This is a genomic window from Mariniphaga anaerophila, from assembly GCF_900129025.1.
GTDB classification, from domain to species: Bacteria; Bacteroidota; Bacteroidia; order Bacteroidales; family Prolixibacteraceae; genus Mariniphaga; species Mariniphaga anaerophila.
Genome location: NZ_FQUM01000001.1, coordinates 254,975 through 279,314 on the forward strand (window position 1 = coordinate 254,975; position 24,340 = coordinate 279,314).

At 41.0% G+C, this 24,340-nt stretch carries 18 protein-coding genes; 3 read left to right on the forward strand and 15 right to left on the reverse strand.

All coding sequences use genetic code 11. From position 1 onward, the window contains the following. Positions 1–6 precede the first annotated feature (6 nt). The 3 genes from BUB08_RS00920 to gyrA all read right to left on the reverse strand — a co-directional run bounded on the left by BUB08_RS00920 (position 7) and on the right by gyrA (position 4,881). Positions 7–699 (reverse strand): MotA/TolQ/ExbB proton channel family protein, encoded by a 693-nt coding sequence (locus tag BUB08_RS00920; protein WP_072998106.1) that lies wholly within the window; start codon positions 697–699, stop codon positions 7–9. Positions 700–1,052: 353 nt separating this feature from the next. Next, the gene (locus BUB08_RS00925) at positions 1,053–2,231 is read right to left on the reverse strand and encodes a tetratricopeptide repeat protein (RefSeq protein WP_072998108.1); all 1,179 of its coding nucleotides are present in this window, start codon (positions 2,229–2,231) and stop codon (positions 1,053–1,055) included. A 91-nt stretch (positions 2,232–2,322) separates the two neighbouring features. Then, a complete protein-coding gene (gene gyrA, locus BUB08_RS00930; protein ID WP_072998109.1) occupies positions 2,323–4,881 on the reverse strand; it encodes a DNA gyrase subunit A in 2,559 nt (852 codons plus the stop codon). 274 nt (positions 4,882–5,155) lie between these two features. Between gyrA and BUB08_RS00935 the strand changes: the two genes are divergently transcribed. Next, positions 5,156–7,684, forward strand: coding sequence for an ATP-dependent Clp protease ATP-binding subunit (locus BUB08_RS00935; protein ID WP_072998837.1), 2,529 nt, complete (start codon positions 5,156–5,158; stop codon positions 7,682–7,684). Between the two features lie 49 nt (positions 7,685–7,733). On the opposite strand, the gene BUB08_RS00940 is transcribed toward BUB08_RS00935, so the two are convergent. The 7 genes from BUB08_RS00940 to BUB08_RS00970 form a co-directional block, all read right to left on the reverse strand. Continuing rightward, a complete protein-coding gene (locus BUB08_RS00940) occupies positions 7,734–9,647 on the reverse strand; it encodes a SpoIIE family protein phosphatase (protein WP_072998110.1) in 1,914 nt (637 codons plus the stop codon). A gap of 54 nt (positions 9,648–9,701) precedes the next feature. Beyond that, positions 9,702–9,941 carry a PfkB family carbohydrate kinase gene (locus tag BUB08_RS20735; protein WP_394332725.1) on the reverse strand — a complete coding sequence of 80 codons (240 nt, stop codon included), beginning with the start codon at positions 9,939–9,941 and terminating at the stop codon, positions 9,702–9,704. A 9-nt stretch (positions 9,942–9,950) separates the two neighbouring features. Continuing rightward, positions 9,951–10,166 carry a hypothetical protein gene (locus BUB08_RS00950; protein ID WP_072998112.1) on the reverse strand — a complete coding sequence of 72 codons (216 nt, stop codon included), beginning with the start codon at positions 10,164–10,166 and terminating at the stop codon, positions 9,951–9,953. Between the two features lie 33 nt (positions 10,167–10,199). Then, positions 10,200–10,571, reverse strand: a complete 372-nt coding sequence (locus BUB08_RS00955) for a PfkB family carbohydrate kinase (protein WP_072998113.1) — start codon at positions 10,569–10,571, stop codon at positions 10,200–10,202. A 152-nt stretch (positions 10,572–10,723) separates the two neighbouring features. Next, the gene (gene fabG, locus BUB08_RS00960; RefSeq protein WP_072998114.1) at positions 10,724–11,470 is read right to left on the reverse strand and encodes a 3-oxoacyl-[acyl-carrier-protein] reductase; all 747 of its coding nucleotides are present in this window, start codon (positions 11,468–11,470) and stop codon (positions 10,724–10,726) included. 149 nt (positions 11,471–11,619) lie between these two features. Further along, positions 11,620–12,363, reverse strand: coding sequence for an NAD-dependent deacylase (locus tag BUB08_RS00965; RefSeq protein ID WP_175549909.1), 744 nt, complete (start codon positions 12,361–12,363; stop codon positions 11,620–11,622). Positions 12,364–12,495: 132 nt separating this feature from the next. Beyond that, positions 12,496–13,296 (reverse strand): glycosyltransferase family 2 protein, encoded by an 801-nt coding sequence (locus BUB08_RS00970; RefSeq protein WP_217651524.1) that lies wholly within the window; start codon positions 13,294–13,296, stop codon positions 12,496–12,498. Positions 13,297–13,434: 138 nt separating this feature from the next. On the opposite strand from BUB08_RS00970, the gene mnmE reads away from it, so the two are divergent. After that, positions 13,435–14,832, forward strand: coding sequence for a tRNA uridine-5-carboxymethylaminomethyl(34) synthesis GTPase MnmE (mnmE, locus tag BUB08_RS00975; RefSeq protein WP_072998116.1), 1,398 nt, complete (start codon positions 13,435–13,437; stop codon positions 14,830–14,832). A 207-nt stretch (positions 14,833–15,039) separates the two neighbouring features. Here mnmE and BUB08_RS00980 read toward each other — a convergent pair whose 3' ends face one another. From BUB08_RS00980 to BUB08_RS01005, 5 genes are all read right to left on the reverse strand, one after another. Next, positions 15,040–16,008 carry an ABC transporter permease gene (locus tag BUB08_RS00980; RefSeq protein ID WP_072998841.1) on the reverse strand — a complete coding sequence of 323 codons (969 nt, stop codon included), beginning with the start codon at positions 16,006–16,008 and terminating at the stop codon, positions 15,040–15,042. Between the two features lies 1 nt (position 16,009). Beyond that, on the reverse strand, positions 16,010–16,975 hold the full coding sequence (locus BUB08_RS00985; RefSeq protein WP_072998117.1) for an ABC transporter ATP-binding protein: 966 nt from the start codon (positions 16,973–16,975) through the stop codon (positions 16,010–16,012). 3 nt (positions 16,976–16,978) lie between these two features. After that, positions 16,979–18,124 (reverse strand): COG1470 family protein, encoded by a 1,146-nt coding sequence (locus BUB08_RS00990; protein ID WP_072998119.1) that lies wholly within the window; start codon positions 18,122–18,124, stop codon positions 16,979–16,981. Positions 18,125–18,856: 732 nt separating this feature from the next. Continuing rightward, the gene (locus BUB08_RS01000) at positions 18,857–19,693 is read right to left on the reverse strand and encodes a DUF4249 domain-containing protein (protein WP_083570506.1); all 837 of its coding nucleotides are present in this window, start codon (positions 19,691–19,693) and stop codon (positions 18,857–18,859) included. Between the two features lie 7 nt (positions 19,694–19,700). Beyond that, on the reverse strand, positions 19,701–22,025 hold the full coding sequence (locus BUB08_RS01005) for a TonB-dependent receptor (RefSeq protein WP_072998125.1): 2,325 nt from the start codon (positions 22,023–22,025) through the stop codon (positions 19,701–19,703). Between the two features lie 124 nt (positions 22,026–22,149). Between BUB08_RS01005 and BUB08_RS01010 the strand changes: the two genes are divergently transcribed. Next, positions 22,150–24,306 carry an elongation factor G gene (locus tag BUB08_RS01010; RefSeq protein ID WP_072998127.1) on the forward strand — a complete coding sequence of 719 codons (2,157 nt, stop codon included), beginning with the start codon at positions 22,150–22,152 and terminating at the stop codon, positions 24,304–24,306. Positions 24,307–24,340: the final 34 nt, after the last annotated feature.

The window sequence follows — 24,340 nt, forward strand, 5'->3', positions numbered from 1 at the left end:
AAACGATTATACAGGTTCATTCAGTAAATCCATAAATTCTGTAGTGGTAGCCTCCATTTTAAATACCACCTTTTCAACATTGGTTACCAGAATGTTGTATGCGAAATAGGCAATAATACCAACAATAAGTCCGGCAACAGTTGTAACCATTGCCTGATAAATACCTGTAGACAAAAGAGTTACATCAATATTGTTTCCAGCATTGGCCATATCATAAAATGCCTGAATCATACCCATTACTGTTCCAAGGAACCCGAGCATGGGAGCACCTCCAGCCACCGAAGCCAGAACCGGAAGCCCTTTTTCAAGCTTGGAAATCTCCAGATTACCCACGTTTTCAATAGCAGTACTTACGTCAGTAAGAGGCCTGCCAATGCGGCTGATGCCTTTTTCGAGCATTCTGGAAGCAGGATTCGGATTATTACGACAAAGCATTACTGCATCGTCAATTTTTCCATTGGTAATGTAAACCTTTATTTTTTCGAGCAATCCAGCATCAAATTTTCCTGCCTTTTTAACGGCAAAAAACCTGTCGAAAAAGATGTAAACTGCGATAATCGAAAGCGCAATAATCGGAATCATAATCCAGCCACCTTTAAAAGCCAGATCGATAAATTTTGTTGAGATTCCTTCAGGTTCTGTGGCCAACGTATCCAGTTCTGTTGCTAAATCGGCCTGAATCATTAAAAGTTTAAACATGGACAATTGTATTATTATAGATTTTCAATTCAAAAAACGAAATCAAACTCGGTTTATTATAAGCTGCTAAAATAAGTATAATTTTAAAACTCTTTTGGACTGGAATAAACTGTTCAGATACAAGTTATGAACATTAACCTTTTAATTGCATTCCTTGCTGAAAAAACATGGTTAAATATTCTTTGAGAGAAAAACTTTGACGTTGTTATAAATTGGACAAAACCTGAATTATAGCTAAAAGCCGCGTAAACACTCATATATTTCACAAATATGATTTTGTCTTATAATTGATATTATGTTAAATAAAATATATATTGAAAAAGGGATGTAAAAAACACCCCTTTATTTGCTATTTATGATTGTCCTAATTTTTCAAGCATCTTATTGTAGTTCTCCATGTCTTTTAACCTGTAATAAAGGTTTTTTAAAGATTCCATGGTCATGTTGTCATCTGCTTTCAACTCGTGGCATTTTTCCATATATGGTAAAGCTTTGCTAAACCATTCGTCTGCTTTTTTCAACTCAGCCTCATATTTTTCGTTGTCGCTTGTAGGAACAGCATTGGCAACTTCTATTTGTTTTACGCCTTTATTATAATAAAGCGCACCCAGGTTGTAATATGCATTAAAAGATGTCTTGTCATTTTCAATAGCATTTTTGTATGCTTCAATTGCCTCTGATTCTTTTTCGAGTTTTTCGAACAAGGTGCCCTGAGCAAAATAGTAAGTGGAATTAGTCGGATCTTGAGAAATGGCCATATCCAAATATTTCATGGCATCTTCTGTTTTGTTCATATCCAGGTAAATCTGAATCATACTTGTTAATACAGTATTATCTTCCGGATATTTTTCAAAACCTTCCTGCAATGCGGTAAGTGCTCCTAACGTATCTTTTTTCAACTGGTAAGCGTTGGCAATTAAACTGTAAGTTTTTGCTTCGTTGTATCCGTATTGAGCTGCTTCTTTGTAATATTTAATGGCTTTGTCGTAATTTTCTGCATTATATGCAGCGAGACCAGCATTAAAAACTATCACTGTATCAACAGCTTCCGGATTGTCTTTCTTTATTACATCAATATTCTGAATATCAATAATTTGTTCAAAAGACTGAAGTGCTTTTGCATAATCGTCTTTATTAAACGACTCAACTGCCTGATTGGTTAAGTCATTGGTTAACAGTGTTAGTTTAACTTTTACACTGTTATCGAATCTACCTTTTTCGTCGAGTTCCAGAGCTTTTTTGTAAGAATTAAGTGCTTCGGTAAGCGGGTCTTTTGCAAGCTCTTTTACTTCTTTATTATCTGACTGAAAAACAGCCTGATAAACTTCACCTCTAACTTCCCATGTACGTGGCCAGTTAATCGTTTTTTCTGACTTCTCATTTGCTGGATCGATAGCTTTGTCGATATTCTCTATAGCTTCCTTTAATTTTCCTGTATCTTTCAGGTTTTGTGACTTGGTAACCAATCCTTTCTGTGCACACCCTATAAGGACCATGGAAACCAATGCCACTGACATCATCAATTTTTTCATTACCTATAAAATTTTTTATTTATACTTATTAAGTTACAAAAATATTACGATTTATAGTTTATTCAAATATCTCGCCAAAATATTCAACTATTTATTCTTGTTCTAAGTCTTTTTCTTCGTTATCAGTCTTTTCACCTTCATCCGAAAAATTATTTTCAGCTTCTGTATTTGTGTCCAACTCGGTTGCATCTTCCACAACTTCGTCTTCTACTTCTTCAGGAGCAACACGCGCTACAGATGCAATACTGTCTTCTTCTTTCAGGTTAATTACCCTAACTCCCTGTGTTGCCCTGCCTAAAAGTGAAATTGAGCTTACAGCAAGTCTGATGGTTAATCCGTGTTGGGTAATTATCATTAAATCGTTTTTGTCCGATACCCCTTTTATGGAAATTAACTGTCCGGTTTTTTCGGTGATATTCAATGTTTTAACACCCTTTCCTCCACGGTTTGTAATACGGTAATCTTCCAGTTTTGAGCGTTTTCCGTATCCGTTTTCTGAAATAACCAGAATATCTTCACTGCCATTTTGCAGGCAAACCATTCCAATTACTTCATCCTTTTCGTTGGCCAGGGATACTCCCCTAACACCTGCTGCTGTCCGTCCCATTGGGCGTACTTTCGATTCGTCAAACCGAATGGCCTTGCCTGATTTTACTGCCATCATAATCTGACTTTCACCATTGGTTAACCTTGCTTCAAGCAGTTGATCGTCTTCTCTGATAGTAATTGCATTCACCCCATTTTGGCGAGGTCTTGAATATGCTTCGAGCGAAGTTTTCTTAATCATTCCTTTTTTTGTTGCAAAAAGAATGTAATTGTTATTGATGAATTCTTCGTCGGAAAGCGTTTTTACCTTAATAAATGCAAGTACTTTATCTTCTGAATCGATATTCAAAATATTTTGTATTGCACGACCTTTTGAAGCCCGTGAACCTTCAGGAATCTGATAAACTTTCAACCAGTAACATCTTCCTTTTTCTGTGAAAAGCAACAACGTATTGTGCATTGAAGCAACAAAAATGTGTTCCAAAAAGTCTTCGTCGCGGGTAGTTCCGCCTTTGGAGCCAACTCCTCCCCTTCCTTGTGTCCGGAATTCACTCAGCGGAGTTCTTTTAATGTATCCCAAATGCGAAATGGTAATTGCCATATCTTCATCTGCGTAAAAGTCTTCCGGATTAAATTCTTCGGCATTGGGGACTATTTCGGTACGCCTTTCATCGCCATATTTGGCTTTTATTTCATAAAGTTCATCTTTAATAATTCCCATACGAAGCGACAAGTCAGCCAGTATTTCTTTATAGTATTCGATTCGCTCCATAATTTCTTCGTATTCCTTATGCAGCTTGTCCTGTTCCAGTCCGGTTAACTGACGCAAACGCATATCTACAATTGCCCTTGCCTGTATTTCAGTAAGCTCGAAACGATTTATCAATTTTTCCCTGGCTTCGTCGGGAGTAGATGATCCCCTGATAATTGCAATTACTTCATCAATATTATCGCTTGCAATAATTAATCCTGCCAGAATATGAGCTCTCTTTTCAGCCTGTTCCAATTCGTATTGGGTACGACGTGTTACCACATCGTGGCGGTGGTCAACAAAATGCCTGATAATGTCTTTCAGGTTAAGCATCCGTGGCCGTCCGTTTACCAACGCAATATTGTTTACATTGAAGGTCGTTTGCAAAGCGGTGTATTTATACAGTTTATTTAACACAACATTGCTCATGGCATCCCTTTTAATATCGTAAACCACGCGCATTCCATCTCTGCCCGATTCGTCGTTTACGTTGGAAATACCTTCAATTTTCTTATCGTTTACCAGGTCTGCCGTTTTCTGAATCATTTCAGCACGGTTAACCATGTATGGAATTTCGGTAACAATTATTTTTTCACGGTTTCCTTCATTTTCGATGTGGGCTTTTCCGCGCAAAACAATCCGTCCACGTCCGGTTTCGTATGCTTCTTTTACTCCTTGGTAACCGTAAATAATACCTCCGGTTGGAAAATCGGGGGCTTTAATAATATCAATCAATTCTGAAATTTCGATTTCATTATTATCAATGTATGCAATAATGGCATCAATACTGTCAGAAAGGTTGTGCGGAGCCATGTTTGTGGCCATCCCCACTGCAATTCCGGAAGTACCGTTTACCAGTAACTGCGGAATTCGTGTTGGAAGCACTGTTGGTTCCGATAATGACTCATCGAAGTTGGGTTGGAAATCGACGGTATTTTTATCCAGGTCGGCCAGAGTTTCCTCAGCAATTTTGGCCATTCTGGCTTCGGTATAACGCATGGCAGCCGGGCCGTCACCGTCAACAGAGCCAAAGTTTCCCTGTCCGTCAATTAGCGGGTAACGCAACGACCAGTGCTGCGCCATCCTAACCATTGTAAAATATACAGAAGAGTCTCCGTGAGGGTGGTATTTCCCCAAAACTTCACCAACAATTCTTGCTGATTTCTTGTATGGGCGGTTAGACAAAATGCCCAAATCATACATTCCGTAAAGCACCCGGCGATGGACCGGTTTAAAACCGTCTCGTACATCGGGCAATGCACGTGCAACAATGACTGACATCGAATAATCAATGTATGCAGATTTCATCTGCTCTTCGATGTTAACCCGAATTATTCTTTCTCCTTCACTCATTATTTCTATCTTCTTTTGTAAATAATTTTTAGCCTTTTAAAAAGACCCACAAAAATAGTAAAATTCAGCTGTCAAAAGGACATATTGCCGTTTGATTTATAAAAGGCAGAGCCAGAAGATATCAACAAATTAACTGTCAATAATTCAGGTAAAAGGATTATTCCTTAAAAACTTCCCCCGTGTTTATTAATTTTGCACCGGTATTTTAAGTAATTTAGTGATTCAAACTATTAGGAATAGTTTTTGTTTAAATAGGTAAAATTTTAAAATGAATATGAATTCTCAGTTTTCTCCAAGAATAAAAGATATCATAGGTTACAGTAGAGAAGAAGCAATTAGGCTTGGCAACGATTACATCGGGCAGGAGCACTTGTTTCTTGGTATTTTGAGGGACGGCGAAGGCATTGCAACCGATATACTCGAAAACCTGGGTGTAAATCTGGCCGACATAAAACATCTTATAGAAAAGAAGGTTAGAACCGACAAGCCTGTTGATGAAAAGGCAGATTTGATGATGCTGAAATCGACTGAAAAAACGCTGAAACTTGTTTACCTCGAAGCCCGCTGGTTTAAAAGCCCAACCGCTAACAGTGGCCATTTATTACTTGCAATTTTAAAGGATAACGACAACGTTGTAACACAGCTTTTAGTAGAATTTGGTGTAAATTATTATATCGTAAAATCTCAGTTAAAAGATTTCAGAAGTACTGAAGCCAAGTCTGATTTTCCCGATAGCGAAGATGATGAACCCGCCGGTTCGTTTTCAAAAGGCCCCGGTGGTTCACAGGGTGCTAAAAAAAGTTCAGTGCCAAAATCAGACACTCCGGTACTCGATAATTTTGGAATTGATATTACCAAGTTGGCCGAGGAAAACAGCCTTGACCCCATTGTTGGTCGTGAAAAAGAAATTGAACGGCTTGCTCAGATTCTGAGCCGTAGAAAAAAGAATAACCCGATTTTAATTGGTGAGCCCGGCGTAGGAAAATCTGCTATTGCAGAAGGTCTGGCATTGCGTATTATCGGAAAAAAAGTGTCGCGCATTTTGTTTGACAAGCGTGTGGTAAGCCTCGACATTGCTTCAATTGTTGCAGGAACGAAATACCGCGGACAGTTTGAAGAACGGATGAAAGCCATTCTGAACGAACTGACCAAGGTGAATAATGTCATTCTGTTTATAGATGAAATCCACACCATTGTTGGAGCCGGCGGAGCAACTGGTTCTCTTGACGCTGCAAACATGTTAAAACCTGCACTGGCGCGTGGAGACATTCAGTGTATTGGTGCTACCACACTCGACGAATACCGGCAGCACATTGAAAAAGACGGTGCACTGGAACGTAGGTTTCAGAAAGTAATGGTTGAGCCAACATCGGTTGACGAAACCATTGAAATTCTGAACAACATAAAAAGCCGTTACGAAGATCATCACAATGTTATGTATACGCCCGAAGCAATTGATGCGTGCGTAAAATTAACTGCACGATATATTTCTGACAGGTACCTGCCGGACAAAGCAATTGATGCTTTGGATGAAGCCGGTTCGAGGGTGCATATTTCAAATATTAATGTTCCTGATAAAATTGTAAAGCTGGAAGAAAAAATTGAACAGACTAAAGAAGAAAAAATTTCAGCGGTAAAAAGTCAGAATTTTGAGCTGGCGGCCAACTTCAGGGATAAAGAAAAAAATCTGCTGCAACAACTCGAAAAAGAAAAAGAAGCCTGGGAAAAAGAGCTGGTAAATCACAGGGAAACAGTTGATGAAGAAAAAGTTGCCGAAGTTGTGGCCATGATGTCGGGCGTGCCGGTTCAGCGGATTGCCCAGGCTGAAGGGAAACGCTTGATGAACATGGGAAAAGACCTGAAATCGAAAGTTATCGGGCAGGAAGAAGCTATCCAGAAAATAGTGAAAGCAATCCAGCGTAACCGAGCAGGACTGAAAGATCCGAACCGGCCAATTGGGTCGTTCATATTTTTGGGGCCTACCGGTGTTGGAAAAACACAGCTTGCAAAAGTTCTGGCTACCTATCTTTTCGACAGTCTTGATTCGCTAATCCGGATTGACATGAGTGAATACATGGAAAAATTTTCTGTTTCACGTTTGGTTGGAGCGCCTCCCGGATATGTGGGATATGAAGAAGGAGGACAACTTACCGAAAAAGTGAGACGGAAACCCTACTCTGTTGTGTTGCTCGATGAAATGGAAAAAGCGCACCCTGATGTATTCCATATTTTGCTTCAGTTGTTGGATGAAGGCCGGTTGACTGACAGCTTGGGCCGTAGTGTCGACTTTAAAAACACAATAATTATTATGACATCCAACATTGGAACAAGGCAACTGAAGGATTTTGGACGAGGTGTTGGATTTGCCATAAACAAAACAGCAGAAGCAGACAATGAGCATGCGAAGTATGTAATTCAGAAAGCTCTAAAAAAAGCATTCGCACCGGAATTCCTTAACAGAATCGACGATGTAGTGATGTTTAACCAGTTGGATAAGAAAGATATCCATCAAATTATTGACATCGAAATTAAGGATTTATACAACCGTGTTGAAGCGCTGAATTATAAGCTGAAAATATCTCCGGCTGCCAAAGATTTTCTTGCTGAGAAAGGATATGATCCGCAGTTTGGAGCACGTCCGTTAAAAAGAGCAATTCAAAAATATCTGGAAGATGAGATGGCCGAAATAATTATCAAAGCCTCCATTACCGAGGGTGACACCATTTCAGTAGGATTTGATAAAAAGAATGAAAAACTGCTGATGCGGATACTTTCAAATAAAAAAGAGCTAAGCAATAATTGATGCATTCTTGCTTAAAAACAAAATAGAAGCCCGGTTTTCCGGGCTTTTTTTATGGATTATACCTAAGTGTGTATAGACAAACATCATCGGTTTGAGGAGAATTCCCCCGAAACACATCCAAATCATCTTCTATTTTTTTCACCATTTCAAACGGCGTTAAAGAATTTTTTGCCATTTTTCTCAAATTCTCTTTTAACCGAACTTCTCCATATTGATTTTTCTGGCTGTCCAACTGTTCTGTTACCCCATCGGTATAAAGTACAATGGTATCTCCTTTTTCAATTTTAACGATTGATTCTTTATATCCTCTGTCAGGATAAAGCCCCAGCGGCAATCCGTGAGCTTCGCGCAACTCTTCAATATTTCCATCGGATTTGAGAATAAACGGAAAATCGTGGGCAGCATTACAGCAATTTAAACCCCCCGTACGCAGGTTTAATACTCCCAGAAAAAGCGTTAGGAAATACTGGTGCCTGTTGCTGGTACTCAGTTCAACGTTCACTTCTGCTACAATCTCTTTTGCCTTTTTTAGCGCATTTGCCTTATTTCTGATAATTGTTTGTGCTACACTCATAAAAATAGCGGCAGGAACACCTTTCCCGGAAACATCGCCAATGGTAAAAACAAGGTTCTCGTTATCAATCAGAAAATAATCGAATAAATCGCCGCTAACTATCCGTGCAGGTTTGTATGCCACAAAAAGGTCAATGTCCTTTCTGTTCGGGAAAGCAGGATAATTCAATTTTATGAGACTTTGCTGAATTTCAGATGCCTGTTGCAATGCCTGCTTCCTGCGCAGACTTTTCACCTCCTCCTGTTCACTTGCTATCCGGTAATGGTCAAACCACTCATTCAGGTATTCCAGCGTATCAGACACCTGTTTTACCTCATTTAACGTGTTGTCACCGTTGCTACCAACTCCGCTTAAAGCCGTCAGTTTAGAGGTTACATCGGTTAGCGGATTTACCAGACTTTTGGTAATGTATTTAATAATCAAATAGGTCAGAATAATTCCGAGAAGAGCAAAAGTCAGCATGCGAGCAGTAATCCAGTAAAGCGGTGCAAAAAGTGCACGATAGGGCATCACAAAAATTAAAAACCATCTGTTTTCGTTAATCGGAGTATAGTATACCCAACTCTTCTGAAAATCAAGAATATCAGGATAAATAGTAGCCCAGCCCGATTTTCCTTCCTGCAAAATGTCCTTTGGATTTAATTTCCCGTTATCATACATTCTGGACGGAAGGGAATACAAATTTCGTTTTAAAATATTACTGTCGTTTGGGTGAGTAATGTAATCGCCATCCCGGGTAATTAAAAATGCATACCCTTTTTCCCGATTTTTCATTGTATTAATAGCATCATTCAGCTCTGTTAGAGAAAGCTCTATAACTACCTGACCGGCAAATATCTTTTTTCCGTCTTCACCATGATAAAAAATCGGGGCATAATTAGCCGCAACAACAGTTCCTTTTTTGGGGCACAGAAAAGGATCTGTCCAGTCTGAAGCAGTTAAGTCTTTAATTTCGTCGTATATTTCCCTCTCTTTATCACAGCAGGATATCATCCGGTTTCCTTGTCCAACGTTTATGTCACCATCTTCGCCACGTATGGCATAAAAATTTTTATACTGAAGTGGAACTGCAGAATCAATATGAACGTGAATGGCTTTAATGAACGGATATTTTTCAACAATCCCGGAAAGCAACACCTGCTCGTCGCCTTTTGTACCATAATAAATAAACTGTTCAGCAATATTCTCGGTAACTTCTGCGGTTGTAAATACTTTGCTGTTAACTAAAGCACTAACCTCCATGCTCATAACAATAGCCCGGTTCACGTTATTTTCGCGAATTAGCTTTTGATTAAACAAATAATTAGCAATAATAAATGTTATGAAAACAGTTATTACCGCCAGAGAAATGAATAAGGTTAAACGATAGGCAATAGATTTATTGGACATTCCCCTCTCCTATTTTTATAAACTACAATTTAAGGAATAATTTCGAAATAAAAGTTATTTTGTAAAATTTAACCAGCTCCGCGTTCCCTTAAACTGACAGGTGAAAGTTGCCAGTTGCATGGCTTGTTTCAAAGCTTTTTCAAAATCTAATTTCGCCTCAAGATAATAGTAACAGAATGCACCGTGCAAAAAATCCCCTGCACCCAGTGAATCAACCGCACTTACTTTTTTTACGGGAAGCTCTCCGCGGCTGCCGCATTGATTAAAAAACATATTTTGGCTGCCCCTGGAAATGGCAGAAAATTAAATTCCCTTGCTGCTGAAAAATGAAAAAACATCGGCTGAATTTTTGCAACCCGGCGGATAGAAATCTTCAGATGCAATAACCACGTCGGCATTCTCCAGTAAGGTTTCGTATTGAGGTTTCCAACTGCCACAGTCAAGTACCACAGGTATTTTTAAACTGCGGGCAAATTGTGCGCATCCCAGCGAAAATTCAGGATAAAATCCATCGAGCAATAAAATTTCGGGCCGAACTTTTTCGAACAGTGTTTAAGGAGATAATTCAGGGGAAATGGCATCGGGAGAGTGAGTGAAAATATTTCGATCGCCGTTTTGCCCCGAAGTAATTACCGATGCCAGCACCGGATTTTTTTTCTGCATCCCAATTAAATCCGTAAACTGAACCCGGGTTTCTTCAAAATCCTCTCGAACAAAAGCATCGAAAGAATTATTGCCAAATGCCGAAGCAAAAAACGCCCCGTTGTTTAAGTGAGCAAATGCAACAGCAGCATTAGCCGCCGGACCGCCCACTAAAATATCAGGCGATTTTGTTTTAACTTTTTTGTTTGGTTCAGGAAACTGCTCGACAAAATATTGAATGTCGATGGTTGTTAATCCGATAAATAGTCCCCGGTATTTCACACGATTTAAATTTCTTGTTTCCGACAGCGTTATAAAACATGCACTTTTATTTTTTTTCGTGCATTTTCACAGCTCGTATAATTTTTAAAAGCGAAAGAGGTGAAACTTTGCAGATTTCACCTCCTGTTTTTTTTGAAGAATATCTTTTAAAATCAAGTATTCATTGCGCCACAAACCTGAATTACCTGCCCACTGACATACGAAGAAAGGTCAGATGCCAGGAATGTTGCAACACCTGCAACTTCTTCCGGTGTTCCTCCACGTTTTAACGGAATTGAAGCTTCCCATGCCTTACGTGCATCTTCGGGTATTTTTGCGGTCATTTCAGTAATAATAAATCCGGGTGCGATGGCATTCGACCGAATTCCGCGTGAACCCAGTTCGCGTGCTACAGACTTGGTAAAACCAATAATTCCGGCTTTTGACGCCGAGTAGTTGGCCTGACCGGCATTTCCGCTTACACCCACTACCGAACTCATATTTATAATAGAGCCAGAGCGTTGTTTCAGCATGGTTTTTTGGGCAGCTTTGGTAAAGTTGAAAACCGATTTCAGGTTAACATTTATTACTGCATCCCACTGATCTTCGGTCATTCGCATCAACAATGTATCTTTTGTAATTCCGGCGTTGTTTACCAGTACGTCAATTCTGCCAAAATCGTCTACAATCTGAGCTACAACTCTCTCTGTATCGTCTAATTTACTGGCGTCTGACGCATAACCTTTTGCATTTACTCCCAGCGCTTTCAGCTCGTTTTCGGTAGCTTTCATGTTTTCGTCTTCAAAAAGATCGGTAAAAGCTACATTGCAACCTTCCTGGGCAAATTTCAGGGCAATGGCTTTTCCAATTCCCCTTGATGCGCCGGTAATAATAGCTGTCTTTCCTTCAAGTAATTTCATTTCTTTAAATTATTAATTATTCAAGGTATTTGATGAAACTCGCCGCTCCGGCAGTTGCCGAAACAAAATTGTACGGTGTATAAAAATAACACAAGGCTCGCTTCATAACTGACATTTTTCCGTGGCAAATATAATGGAACAATTTTGAATTAAAGCAATTCCAGTTCAAGTCTCGCCAATACGTCCGAAGCTGTTCCTTTTAGATGGATATCGGTAACCGGCTCTGTAAAAAGGGTTTCTTCAGGATTAATCTCAATAATTACCGCTCCGTTTTGTTTGGCGGTTCGCGGCACAAACGAGGCCGGAGTAACTTCGCCCGTTGAACCAACAATAATGCACACATCAGCCTTTTCAGCATCAGCAAAAGAGTTTTCATATGCATCGCGCGGAATTCCTTCGCCAAAAAAGATGAAGTCGGGCTTTAAAATTTCACCATCATCGTCACACCGGGGAGGAATTTTATTGAAATCGAACTCATTTGAATAAAAAAACTTTCCGCATTTCAAACATTTCAGTCGTTTGGAGTTACCATGAAATTCGTGCACATTCAGGCTTCCTGCCTGTTGATGTAAGTTGTCTATATTTTGAGTTACCAGCGATTTCAACAAGCCGTCTTTTTCCAGGTGTGCAAGTACCAGATGTGCTTTATTGGGCCGGGCATCGGAAAAAAAATCGTAGAATATTTCGCTGATGTAAAACCAGCACTCTTCCGGATTTTCAAGAAAATAATCCAGGTTAAGCACTTCGGGGTCATACTTGTTCCACAATCCGTTTGGACCCCGAAACGGAGGAATACCGCTTTCGACTGATACTCCGGCACCGGTAAAAGCCATCAGATAATTCGAATCTTTAATGATGCTTGCCACCTCCGGAACTAAATCTTTTATTGGCATAGTTAAAGTTTTTATTCTATCGGAATAATTTTAAAACATCTGCTGATTGCCGTCAGACACAATGGTTGTTGTAGTACAAAAATCAGTTGTTTCCTAGTTCAAGCCTGAAGCATTCAGCTTTCAGTCCTAAAATTATAGAAAAAAACTTTTCCGGGCACCTAAAATTTTGGCAATGTTATTTACCGGTTTCGATAGCGACCGGCTTTTTCTCAGCGGACCGTTTAACTGCTTTTGAAAAAAGTCGCGATGGCGTTTATTCAAAAAATTAATCTTTTCACTCTTCAGCTTTTTGGTCATGCCTTTCCGCATAGAGTTCTCTTTTATCCGGTAGAAGAACCCTGTAATTGGCAGGCGAACAACATCTCCCCCATTTTTCAGCATCGAAATCCAGAACTCCCAGTCTTCCCAACCACCAAGCATTTCGGGAGAATACCCACCTATTTTCGCCCAATCTTCTTTTCGGTAAACGGCGCTGCAAAAAATCATGTTATCCTTTGCTATTTTTTTTAGCGAAAAATCTTTGAGTTTCCATTCGCCTTGTTTTTTTCCGAAAAATTGGGCATTGCAGTAAACCAGTTTCAGCTGGTTGTTCCGGTCTTGCTCAAACAGGTGTACCGCCTCACTGATGTAGTCTTTCGAAATTTTATCGTCAGCATCCAGCGGAAGAATCAGATCGCCTTTCGCCTCTGCTATCCCCATGTTTCGGGCTTTTGGCAATCCTTCATTTTTCTTTTCAATGTATTTAACGTTGCTGAATTGTTGCTGCAGCTTTTTTCCAATCTCATTGGTGTTGTCGGTAGAACCGTCGTTAACAATTACTGCCTCAACGTTAGGATAAGTAGATGCAAGTACCGATTTTACAGCCTCTTCCAAATAGATGCCGTCGTTGTAACATGGTACAATAACGCTTACAGTTGTTTTTTCGGGTGTCATGCTCATAAATTATTGACTCAAGTTTTAACCGGGTGGCGAAGTTAACAATTTAGCTATTAAACGACTTATTTTTTACTTTTGCAAAGTTCAATAAATTAATACAAAAACAAGAACTGTTTTTCAAAAATATAAAAAGAGATGCTCGACCAGTCAACCATTTGTGCCATATCAACTTCGCCCGGAAGCGGTGCCATTGCTGTAATTCGCCTTTCTGGGGATGATGCAATTTCAATTACAGGCAAAATTTTTCGCAGCCCCAACCAAACAAAAAAAATTGAAGAGCAGCCTGCAAATACTTTACATTTTGGTCAGATTGTTTCCAAAAATGAAGTAATTGACGAAGTGGTAGTAGCCCTGTTTCGTGCGCCCCACTCTTTTACAGGAGAAGATATCGTTGAAATTTCGTGCCACGGCTCGGTGTATATTCAACAAAGAATATTAGAAATCCTGGTTGAGAACGGTGCCAGACTTGCCCGTCCGGGAGAATACACACAGCGTGCTTTTTTAAACGGGAAAATGGACTTGTCGCAGGCCGAAGCTGTAGCTGATGTAATTGCTTCGTCGAGTGCTGCTGCTCATCGACTTGCATTGAAACAGATGCGGGGAGGTTTTTCTAAAGAGATTAACCAGCTTCGCGAACAACTGCTTCATTTTACGGCAATGGTTGAACTGGAGCTCGATTTTAGCGAAGAAGACGTGGAGTTTGCTGACCGCACCGAATTGAGAAAGCTAGCCGAAAAAGTTGAGCACTTGCTGGGAAAACTAAAAAATTCGTTTCACCTGGGCAACGCTATCAAAAACGGAATTCCGGTCGCCATTGTCGGCGAGACCAATGTTGGAAAATCTACCCTTCTAAATGCGCTGCTAAACGAAGACAAAGCCATTGTTTCTGATATCCACGGAACAACCCGCGATGTAATTGAAGACGTAGTAAATATTCACGGTACGGCATTTCGCTTTTTTGATACTGCCGGGCTGCGTGAAACCGTTGATAAAATTGAAACCCTGGGGATTGAACGAACTTACGACAAACTGAATGCTGCCACCGTTGTGCTGCTGGTTGTAGATACGCAAAATCCTTACTCGGTTGTAAAAAGCCGCATCGATAAAATACGCGAACGACTTGCGCCCGACCAGCAACTTATTATTGTGGCCAATAAAATTGATTCCGGGCTTGAAGAAACAAAGCAACAATTGACGAGCATCCAGTTGTCTGCCCACGAAAAAATCGTTTTTATTGCGGCCAAGCAAAAAGAAAATCTAAATGAGTTGATTGATTTGATGACCGTGTCGGTTAATCTCGATTCGGCAAGCCAGGAAGATGTAATCGTGACCAACGCCCGGCATTTCGAAATTCTGAAACACGCCCACGAAGCCATTGTGCGCGTGTTAAACGGATTGGATACGGGAATAACAGGAGATTTCCTTTCACAAGATATTCGCGAGTGTCTTCACTACCTTGGTGAAATAACCGGCGAAATAACAAACAACGAAGTTTTAGGGCATATCTTTAAAAATTTTTGTATCGGAAAGTAATCGGCTTAAAACATAAAAACGGGTACACAAGAGACTAAACAAATGGAAGCTTTTTCCATTGAACAACAAAGAAAAAGTTAAAGAAATCAAAGTCGTTCAGTATCTCGACTCGCAGTTAGATAAGAGAAAGAAAAATCCATTTGCAAATAAAAAACTAAAGGGCACGGAAAAATCCATACCCTTTTCAAATTTTATCTGGCGCATTTGTTAACGCGAACGTACTTCGCGGCGCATAAACATGGTGTATGCAATTGCAAAAAACACAATAGTGCCGGCAATCAGCGCCGTTGTTTGCGGCCACACCAGCATGAGGCTTTGCCCAAGGGGAAGCGGGCTTGGAATGGCTCCGCTCATCTGTTCGGTTGTTAGTGGCCCCAGACTTCTGACCGTTGGCATCAGCAACGACGTTGTTGCATCGTTAAACAATTGACCCGGATTTATCCGCATTATATTTTGGATGAAACGCTGAAAAGCTACCACCTGATTTTCGCTTACAAAAACTGATGGAGCAAGTCCTTTGGCAATCAGGTTCACAATCATTCCAAAGAAAATACTAAAAAACAGCCATATTGAAATCCCCGCCAAAGCAGAAGTTGCCGCCTGCCTGAATTTCACAGAAAACAGAATGGCAAGGTTAAGCCAGAATGCCACATAAATAATGCTGACAACGGTAAAAACAACTATTCTTAAAAATTCTTCGGCAGTTGGCGGAATACCAATAAACAACAGGCCAAAACCAAGAACCAGCAGACTCAGTGCAAAAAATAAAATGCCGAGTACAATTAATGCTGCAACAAACTTGGCATTTAGCACAAAATCGCGGTAAATGGGTTGTGCCAAAATGCGGCTAAGCGTACCGTTATTTTGTTCCGAATTAATGGAGTCGAACCCCATGCTAATTCCCAGCAGCGGCCCCAAAAAGCTGATAAAAACAATAAAAGAAGGCAGCGTGCCGTCAGTGTGCGTGTACAGTTTCAGAAAGAAAAAAGTTCCTTCGGGCGCACTGGCTTTAATGGCCTGCGAAAAATCGTCGAGTGCTGTGTAAAGCGACCCCATGCAGGTAAGAACGATTAACCCAAGCATAATTAAAAAGCGCCAGCTTCTAACGGTATCTGAAATTTCTTTATTTACAATCACCCAAAAAGGGCGAACTGAGCTACTTGATGAATTGTTCATTTTAAACTCCTCCTTCAAAATAACGGTTATAAATTGCATCGAGCCCGTATTCTTTTCTGTTCAGAAAATTCAGGCCTAGCCCGCGTTCAATAATCCGCTTCGAAACAGCGGACGATACATCTCCGGCGCACTCAATCTGAAAAAGACCATTTGCCCGAGTTACCTTTTGTACCCCTTCTACCGGCTCCAATATTTGCTTCAGCCACAGGGCGTCAGGATTGGTATTTTTGGGCAGCGATTTTTCGTCAAGCCCCAATTCAATAAGGTACATTCCGTGGGTGAAAAGCTGCTGAGATAACGACTGAATATTCCCTTCGGCAATTAGTTTTCCTTCAACAAAAATCCCGACGCGGTCGCAAACCTGTTGCACCTGGTGCAGATTATGAGAGGAAAAAAGCACGCTGATTTGGTGTTCGTTTCTCAGTTCTACAATCAAGTCCAGAAGCTTTTGAACACCTTTGGGATCAATTCCCGATGTTGGTTCATCCAAAATAATTACCTCCGGATTTTTTATCAGAACATCGGCCAGTCCAAGCCGTTGGCGCATTCCCTTGGAGTATTTGCCGGTTTTCTTGCTCATCTGGTCGGCCAGCCCAACGCGGCTCATCAACTCAGTTGCCAACTGCGTGGCTTCACTGCGGTTTGCTCCGTTAAGCAGGGCTGTGTATACCAGGTTTTCTAGCCCTGTGCGATCGTCATAAAACCCGACATCTTCGGGCAGGTACCCTACTCTGGTTTTAACTTCAATTGGATGTGTGGTTGAATTTATTCCGCAAACCCTGACTTCCCCGGAAGTTGGCTCGGTAAGCCCCAGCATCATCAAAATAGAAGTCGACTTTCCGGCGCCGTTGGGACCAAGCAGACCAAAAATTTCACCCCGGTTAACAGTCAGGTTCAAATGGTCAACCGCCGTAAAATCTCCATATTTTTTGGTTATATCAACCAGTTGGATAATTGGTTCGGCCACGGCTTACCTCCTTCCGTATTTTTTGAATAGAAACACAACGCCACCCAGTGCAACAAAAATGATTAGAATACCCAACCAGCCCATAATCATAGGCGTTTTTACCATTACCCTGAACGAGAGTGCTTCATTTACTTCCGGATTTTTTGCCGTAAATTTCGTAACGTAATCTCCCGGAATCGCTTTTTTATCGGCCTTTATGGTTGCGGTTACTGTTACTGATTTTCCGGGCTGTAGTTTTTCAATTTTTTCGGGGTTAAACGTTGCCTCCCAATTTCGCGGTTTGGAAGCGGTTACTTCAACATTTTCAAGAAGAGTAGATCCGGTGTTTGTTACCACAAGTTCCACTTCTTTTTCGTCGCCTGCGGTCATGCGTGCGCTAATAAGCCCGGAAGGAGTTGTGAACGACATTTCGTAGGTTCCGGTAATCACCACTTCCAGTTCCAGTTCGGCAGATGTTGTGCCCGAAACCGCTTTAACCGGTATTTTATAAGTGCCTGCTTTTACTGTTGCCGACGGTTTTATTTCGTAGGTTATGTTTTTTGTGCCGTTGGCTTCAACCTCAGTAGAAGTGGCCTGCTGGTAGTTTGGCTTGATGGCTACCGACCAGCCCCTCGGAGGAGCAGCCATTAAGGCATATTGCTGCTTGTTGGCTGTTTTGTTTTTTAGCACTGCCTTAAATGAAAAGTTCGATTTGGGAGTACCTTCCATATTTTTTTGGTCGCACGTTAGTTCCGATTCGTTTGACCCGGCTGACGCAACGGTAATCATTAACGGAAGGACAGAATCATCCCCGGCTTTGGCATAAATGGTATAAGTTCCTTTTTTTACCTGGTAAGGAACTTCAACTTTTAAATCAAGAGTCTTCTTTTCGCCCGGCAAAACGGCAAGTTTTTTTATATTTAATCCGCTTGCCGTTAGCATAGAATTCCACGAGCGCTGAACATTGCTAATAACAATGTTTTCGTTTCGGGTAGTGTTGCCATGATTGATTATGTCAATCTTGTAATTTACAGTACTGCCCGGCGCCACCGACACTTTTGTGTAGGGTGAATAAACTTCCAGACTGTCTTTTGCGTCAGCTTTTACAGCAGCGGCTGCCACCAGAAACACGCAAAAAAACACATTGAGGTAAAATTTTAGGTTTTTCATGTTATTAAAATTGTTTGTTATTAAAAGGTATATGATGAAACTCCCGTGATTTCAATAATTTGCATTTCTGCGAAAATTATTCTCATGGTCGTTTTATTTTTCTTCTTTTAGCTAATAAAAAGCACATCGAATCATCTAAAAATTAATCGTTAATAAATTTAGTTGACAAGTGTGTGGTGAGGGAAAAAAGACCAGTTAAAATCAGGAAATGTCAGGAGGGGGTAAATCGAAAACTCGATCCCAAATGTTGGTAATACGCTTCGCTTTTTCGTATTCAAAAAAACGACATTCATTTATTGTGGTTGGATTGTTTTTCAAAATTTTCATGCTTTTCATCTGATTATACAATTGAAATGTTATCAGCACAAATTGCCTGAATATTTAGTTTTTAATAATTTTTGAACGAATAAAATTATAAAAAAGCAACCTTAAAAGGTCATCAATAGTGTTAATAAGGTTTAACAGGAAAGGAGGAAAGAAAAATTCCCGCTTGTGTGCGGCGAAACTTAACTTATCGACCGCATTCTGACGGCCATACGTTGTCGTTTTTCCATCAATAATGATATCCATAGTTAATTGCTCAAAAGTGATTGTTTTTTTCGGGGGAACGAATTTAAAAAATGTAACTTTTGGAAAAAAAACGAACACCTGTTCTTAACACATTTTAAGAAAATTTCACAGCCGTTAAAACTGCCGGCAAAGTCTTTTTCTCGTTCATAAAAACAAGCTCCGTCACTCCCCTATTATAATCTGCTTTTCGCTAACCGACCAGGCAGAAAAGTAGCCCAGCGCACCGTTTGAAAAGTTGGAAACGGGATTGGAAGGTGCCGGCGATCCGGGATTCGTGTTGGCCATTTCGCGAAACGTTGAAAAATAAACCCAGGCGTTTTCATCTATCGAAAACATTTCGACCCGAGCTGTGTCGCCGTGTTCGAAAACCTGCCCCCGGAGCGTTACCTGAATAACCCGTCCGTCGAGGCCACTGTCGTCAAAAACTATTATATCGCTGGTTTCATTTTGCAGCTCGCCGTTTTTATAAACCTTCGCCCTGTAATAATTCTTTTCGTCCGGAGGATCCGAAAAGTAAAGCAAAATACGGTAGCCGCCATCAAAAAATTTTACTTCCTGCTGATAGGAATAGCTTAACGAATCGATTGCAACCGGTGCCGGAATTTTTGATTTTGCCACATAGTTTTTCGTTTCTGTTTCAACGTGTAACGTATATTCTTCGTTTCTTCTGACCGGGTAAAATTCAATTTTGTAAAGTCCCTGCCCGAGGGGGAACGCATCCACTTTTTTTCCCGCCTCATTTTCCAAAAACACATATACATCGTCAACTGTTTCTGCAGCCTCTTTCCCAAAGTAACTGCCGGTTTTTGTCACTTTAACTTCCAGCGCAGCATCGTCGAACGACAGGTTGCCTTCGATTACTATTTGAGGATTTGCATCGTTTAAATCAACGTCAATCACCTTCTCACAACCTGATAAGCACATGACACACACACCGGCCAAAAAGGAAATAAAGTAAATCGGTCGATATTTTTTCGGTGATTTGTTATACATGTTCATTTCTCTCTTAAAATTTAAACCTGTAACTTATTGACGGAATGGCTCGAAACAGCGAAACCTGCACAGCCTCCGTTTCATCCGGATTATCCTCTTTTGTTCTGAAATCGATAAAATAGGCATTTTCCCGCGCGTACGCGTTGTACACAGAAAAATTCAGGCTCGATTCAAACCGGGTCGTTTTCCTAAGCTGCCAAACCAATCCCAAATCCATGCGGTGATAATCGGGCATCCGGTAGCCGTTTCGCTCGGTGTAATAACCGATTGTTTTCCCGTCGATTTCGTATTTGCCACTGGGAAAAGTAACTGCATTTCCGGTATAAAAAACCCACGTGGCCGAGAGTTTCAGTTTTCGGGTAATGTCGTACATGGCCACCACCGAAATATCGTGTGTGCGATCGTGCCGCGCAGGAAACGGATTTCCGTTGCTGATTTCATCAAATTGCCGCATGGTTTTAGACCATGTGTAGCTGAACCAGCCGTTCAACCGGCCAAAGTTTCGTTTTAACATCAGCTCGGCGCCGTAAGCCCACCCGCGGCCAAACACCAACTCCGATTCCACCGTGGAATTAAACATCAAATCAGCGCCGTTTTTATAGTCAATCTGGTTTTGCAGATTTTTATAGTAAAATTCTATGGAAGACTCAAATTCATTGCTCTTAAAGTTCTGGAAATAGCCAACCGAAAACTGGTCTGAAATCTGGGGTTTTACGTTGTTGCTGCTGGGCAACCACAAATCGGTGGGCGTGGTTGTGGTTGAGTTGGTTAGTAAATGTAAAAACTGATAAATACGATTGTAGGAAGCTTTTACCGAACTTCGGTTCGTAAACGTGTAATTAAATCCCAACCGAGGCTCCAGCCCGCCCTGCGTTTTGTATGACTTTCCTTTGCCAATCTGGATGGTTTCAATCAATTCGCCGCTATCGTCAAACTCATAAAACTCTCCCGGGCCAATATTGCTGAACAACGCAAGGCGAAGGCCGTAATACAATTTAATTTTGTCGGAAGTTCGCCACGAATTGGAAACGTATCCCGCCCATTCAACAGCTCTTCTTCTTGAAATGTTCTCCGGCGAAATATAGGTGTATCCTTCATTTACTCTAACTTCTCCGGGTAAAATCCTGTGGTTGATAATATTAAATCCAAATTTCAGAGTATTATCCGCATTCATGTAAAACGAAAAATCCTGCTTCAGATTAACATCCTGAATTTCAGACCGAATTTTTAAATCCAGATCTCGTAAAACATTGATGTTGTATGAATAGTTACTGAAAATAAGCGAAGTGTTGGCAAATAGCCGTTCGCTGAAAATATGGTTCCAGCGCAACGTTCCGGTAATGCTTCCCCAGTCAAACCCAAACTCTTTTTTATATCCGAAATCGTCGCGCCCCAGATATCCCGAAAGATAAATGCGATTTTTACCGTCTATCTTATAATTGGCCTTCATATTCAGATCGTAAAAATAGAGGTAGGTATTTTTTATATCATCGTCGCTGGAAAGGTTCAGAAACAAATCGGCATAAGTGCGGCGCCCGCTTAGCATAAACGAACTTTTATCTTTTACAATCGGCCCTTCAACGGTGAGGTTTGAAGAAATAAGCCCCAGGTTCCCGGAAACACCGTGTCTTTTCATATTCCCTTCATTCATCTGAATATCTAGCACAGAAGACGCACGGCCTCCAAATTCGGCAGGAATAGAACCCTTTAACAGGCTGGCACTTTTCAGCGCTTCTGAATTGAAAACAGAGAAAAAACCGAGCAAATGCGAAGCACTGTAAACAGGGGCTTCATCGAGCAAAATCAGGTTCTGGTCAATTCCGCCGCCGCGCACATAAAAACCTGAATTCCCCTCCCCTGCCGGTTTTACGCCGGCTGTCAACTGAATCGTTTTCAAAATATCCGGCTCTCCAAAAATCACCGGAATACTTTCAATCTGCTTGGGTGCCAGTTGTACTTTCCCCATTTCAACCGAAGTAACGTTCCGGTCGGCACGCTGTCCGGTAACTACCACACCCCCAATCTCATAATTCGATTTATTCAGTTCAATATCCAGCTTTGTATTTTTTCTCAAATCTACCGGAATAACCATTGTTTCGTACCCTGTAAATTGCACGAGAATTCGATATTCTCCACTTTCCAGCGAAAGCGAATAAAATCCGTAACTATTTGAAAAAGCCCCGATTCCGTCTTTTTCGGCAACAGCCACAGCAGCTCCAACCAGACTCTCTCCGGTTGACATATCAGTGACATTTCCGCTTAAAACGTATAGGGTTTGCGCATTCGTAAAAATGCCTGTAAATAGTAGTACAACAACAATTATGATTTTCTTCAGCATGCCAATTATTCGAAGCCCAAAAATAACAATAAACTTGATCGTTAATAAATTATTACTAATTTTGGTGACCTTTTTTTACAGAATGTTCAAAAGGTACAAACGTGAATCAAAAAACTAAAATAACATGAAAGTTTACAAGACCGATCAAATTCGAAACATTGCATTAATTGGAAATGCCGGCAGTGGAAAAACCACCCTCGCAGAGGCCATGCTGTTCGAGGGTGGAGTAGTAACCCGCAGAGGTGAAGTAACTGCAAAAAACACGGTTTCGGACCACAGTTTTATCGAGCAGGAATATGGCAACTCAGTATTATCCACACTTTTATACACAGAATGTAACGGTGCAAAAATTAACATTCTCGATACCCCGGGAATGGATGATTTGTGCGGAGGAGTGGTTTCGTCGTTGAACGTAACCGACCTTTCGCTGTTAACTGTAAACACCATCAACGGCATTGAGTCGGGAACGGTTGCTGCCGGGCGTCAGGCCGAAAAATTCGGGATTCCGATGATGTTTGTATTCAACCAGCTCGATCATGAGAACACAAACTTCGATGCTGCTCTGGATCAGTGCAAAGCAACCTTCGGAAACAAAGTTACAGTTGTGCAATACCCCGTTGAAGCCGGTCCAGGTTTTAACACTATTATTGATGTTTTAAAAATGAAAATGTACAAGTACGGCCCCAACGGAGGTAAACCAGAAGTACTTGACATACCGGATTCAGAAAAAGACAAAGCAAGCGAATTGCAAAACGAACTGGTTGAAATGGCGGCAGAAAACGAAGAATCGTTGATGGAGCTCTATTTCGACAAAGGTACTCTTACCGAGGATGAAATGCGCCAGGGCATGAAAATGGGAATGTTGCAGCGCGACTTGTTCCCGGTGTTCTGCACCTGTGCGAAAAAAGATATTGGCGTTGGCCGTCTGATGGAATTTATTGTAAACATCGTTCCAACCCCGAAAGAACGCCCTGCAAGGCCTATTGTTGAAGGAAAAGAATTGAAAATGGATGAGTCGGCCGAGCCCAGCTTGTTTGTTTTTAAAACAGCCGTAGAACCGCATGTGGGTGAGATTACCTACTTTAAAGTTATGTCGGGTAAAATCCAGGAAGGCATGGATCTTATCAATTCCAAATCAGGCAATAAAGAACGGCTTTCTCAAGTGTTTGTTTCTGCCGGAAAAAACCGCGAAAAAGTAGAAGCTCTGGTTGCCGGTGATTTGGGCTGCACCGTAAAACTGAAAGAGACAAAATTTAACCAGACACTGACCACCAAAGAAGCAGGAACGAAATACGAACCGATTAAGTTCCCGGCATCGAAACACATAATTGCTATTAAAGCAGCCAACGAATCAGACGATGAGAAAGTTGGTGAAATATTGAATAAAATTAAATACGAAGATCCAACTTACGTTATACAATATTCAAAAGAATTGAAACAATTGTTGGTACACGGACAAGGCGAATACCATCTGAATGTATTGAAATGGTATTTCGACAATGTGTACAAAATTGATGTCAATTATATTCAACCTAGAATACCTTACCGCGAAACCATTACAAAACCCGCACAGGCAGATTACCGCCACAAAAAACAATCGGGTGGCGCCGGCCAGTTTGGCGAGGTACACATGATTATTGAACCTTACACCGAAGGCGCTGCACCAAAAACAATGTTCAAGTTTGGCGACAAAGAACAAAAAATATCTGTTCGCGACGTGCAGGAAAATCTGCTTCCGTGGGGAGGTAAACTGATTTTTGTAAACAGTATTGTAGGTGGTTCCATCGATGCCCGCTTCCTTCCGGCAATTCTGAAAGGAATTATGGAAAAAATGGAAGAAGGCCCGCTTACAGGTTCTTACGCCCGCGATATTGTTGTGTATATTTACGACGGGAAAATGCACCCGGTAGATTCCAACGAAATTTCATTTAAACTGGCCGGCCGGAATGCTTTCAGCAAAGCGTTTAAAAATGCAGGGCCAAAAATTCTGGAACCAATTTACAACCTCGAAGTTTGGGTCCCGTCTGACCGCATGGGCGATGTAATGAGTGATTTACAGGGACGCCGCGCCATGATTATGGGAATGGGGTCGGAAAAAGGAATGGAAAAAATCAGTGCCAAAGTTCCGCAAAAAGAGATGTTCAGATACTCTACTTCACTGAGTTCAATTACCGGTGGCCGTGGCGTATTCAGCATTTCGTTTGACGATTACGAGAAAGTTCCTGCAGAGGTTCAGGACGAACTGCTTAAAGCTTACGAAGCCGAGCAGGAAGAAGAATAGACCATTTTCTAATCCATTTTACTATAACAATAAG

What these genes read in the sequence shown, in the direction of transcription:
- BUB08_RS00920 (WP_072998106.1), bottom strand. Translation starts at nt 699, where the DNA reads ATGTTTAAACTTTTAATGATTCAGGCCGATTTAGCAACAGAACTGGAT.
- BUB08_RS00925 (WP_072998108.1), bottom strand. Translation starts at nt 2,231, where the DNA reads ATGAAAAAATTGATGATGTCAGTGGCATTGGTTTCCATGGTCCTTATA.
- gyrA (WP_072998109.1), bottom strand. Translation starts at nt 4,881, where the DNA reads ATGAGTGAAGGAGAAAGAATAATTCGGGTTAACATCGAAGAGCAGATG.
- BUB08_RS00935 (WP_072998837.1), top strand. Translation starts at nt 5,156, where the DNA reads ATGAATTCTCAGTTTTCTCCAAGAATAAAAGATATCATAGGTTACAGT.
- BUB08_RS00940 (WP_072998110.1), bottom strand. Translation starts at nt 9,647, where the DNA reads ATGTCCAATAAATCTATTGCCTATCGTTTAACCTTATTCATTTCTCTG.
- fabG (WP_072998114.1), bottom strand. Translation starts at nt 11,470, where the DNA reads ATGAAATTACTTGAAGGAAAGACAGCTATTATTACCGGCGCATCAAGG.
- BUB08_RS00965 (WP_175549909.1), bottom strand. Translation starts at nt 12,363, where the DNA reads ATGCCAATAAAAGATTTAGTTCCGGAGGTGGCAAGCATCATTAAAGAT.
- BUB08_RS00970 (WP_217651524.1), bottom strand. Translation starts at nt 13,296, where the DNA reads ATGACACCCGAAAAAACAACTGTAAGCGTTATTGTACCATGTTACAAC.
- mnmE (WP_072998116.1), top strand. Translation starts at nt 13,435, where the DNA reads ATGCTCGACCAGTCAACCATTTGTGCCATATCAACTTCGCCCGGAAGC.
- BUB08_RS00980 (WP_072998841.1), bottom strand. Translation starts at nt 16,008, where the DNA reads ATGAACAATTCATCAAGTAGCTCAGTTCGCCCTTTTTGGGTGATTGTA.
- BUB08_RS00990 (WP_072998119.1), bottom strand. Translation starts at nt 18,124, where the DNA reads ATGAAAAACCTAAAATTTTACCTCAATGTGTTTTTTTGCGTGTTTCTG.
- BUB08_RS01000 (WP_083570506.1), bottom strand. Translation starts at nt 19,693, where the DNA reads ATGAACATGTATAACAAATCACCGAAAAAATATCGACCGATTTACTTT.
- BUB08_RS01005 (WP_072998125.1), bottom strand. Translation starts at nt 22,025, where the DNA reads ATGCTGAAGAAAATCATAATTGTTGTTGTACTACTATTTACAGGCATT.
- BUB08_RS01010 (WP_072998127.1), top strand. Translation starts at nt 22,150, where the DNA reads ATGAAAGTTTACAAGACCGATCAAATTCGAAACATTGCATTAATTGGA.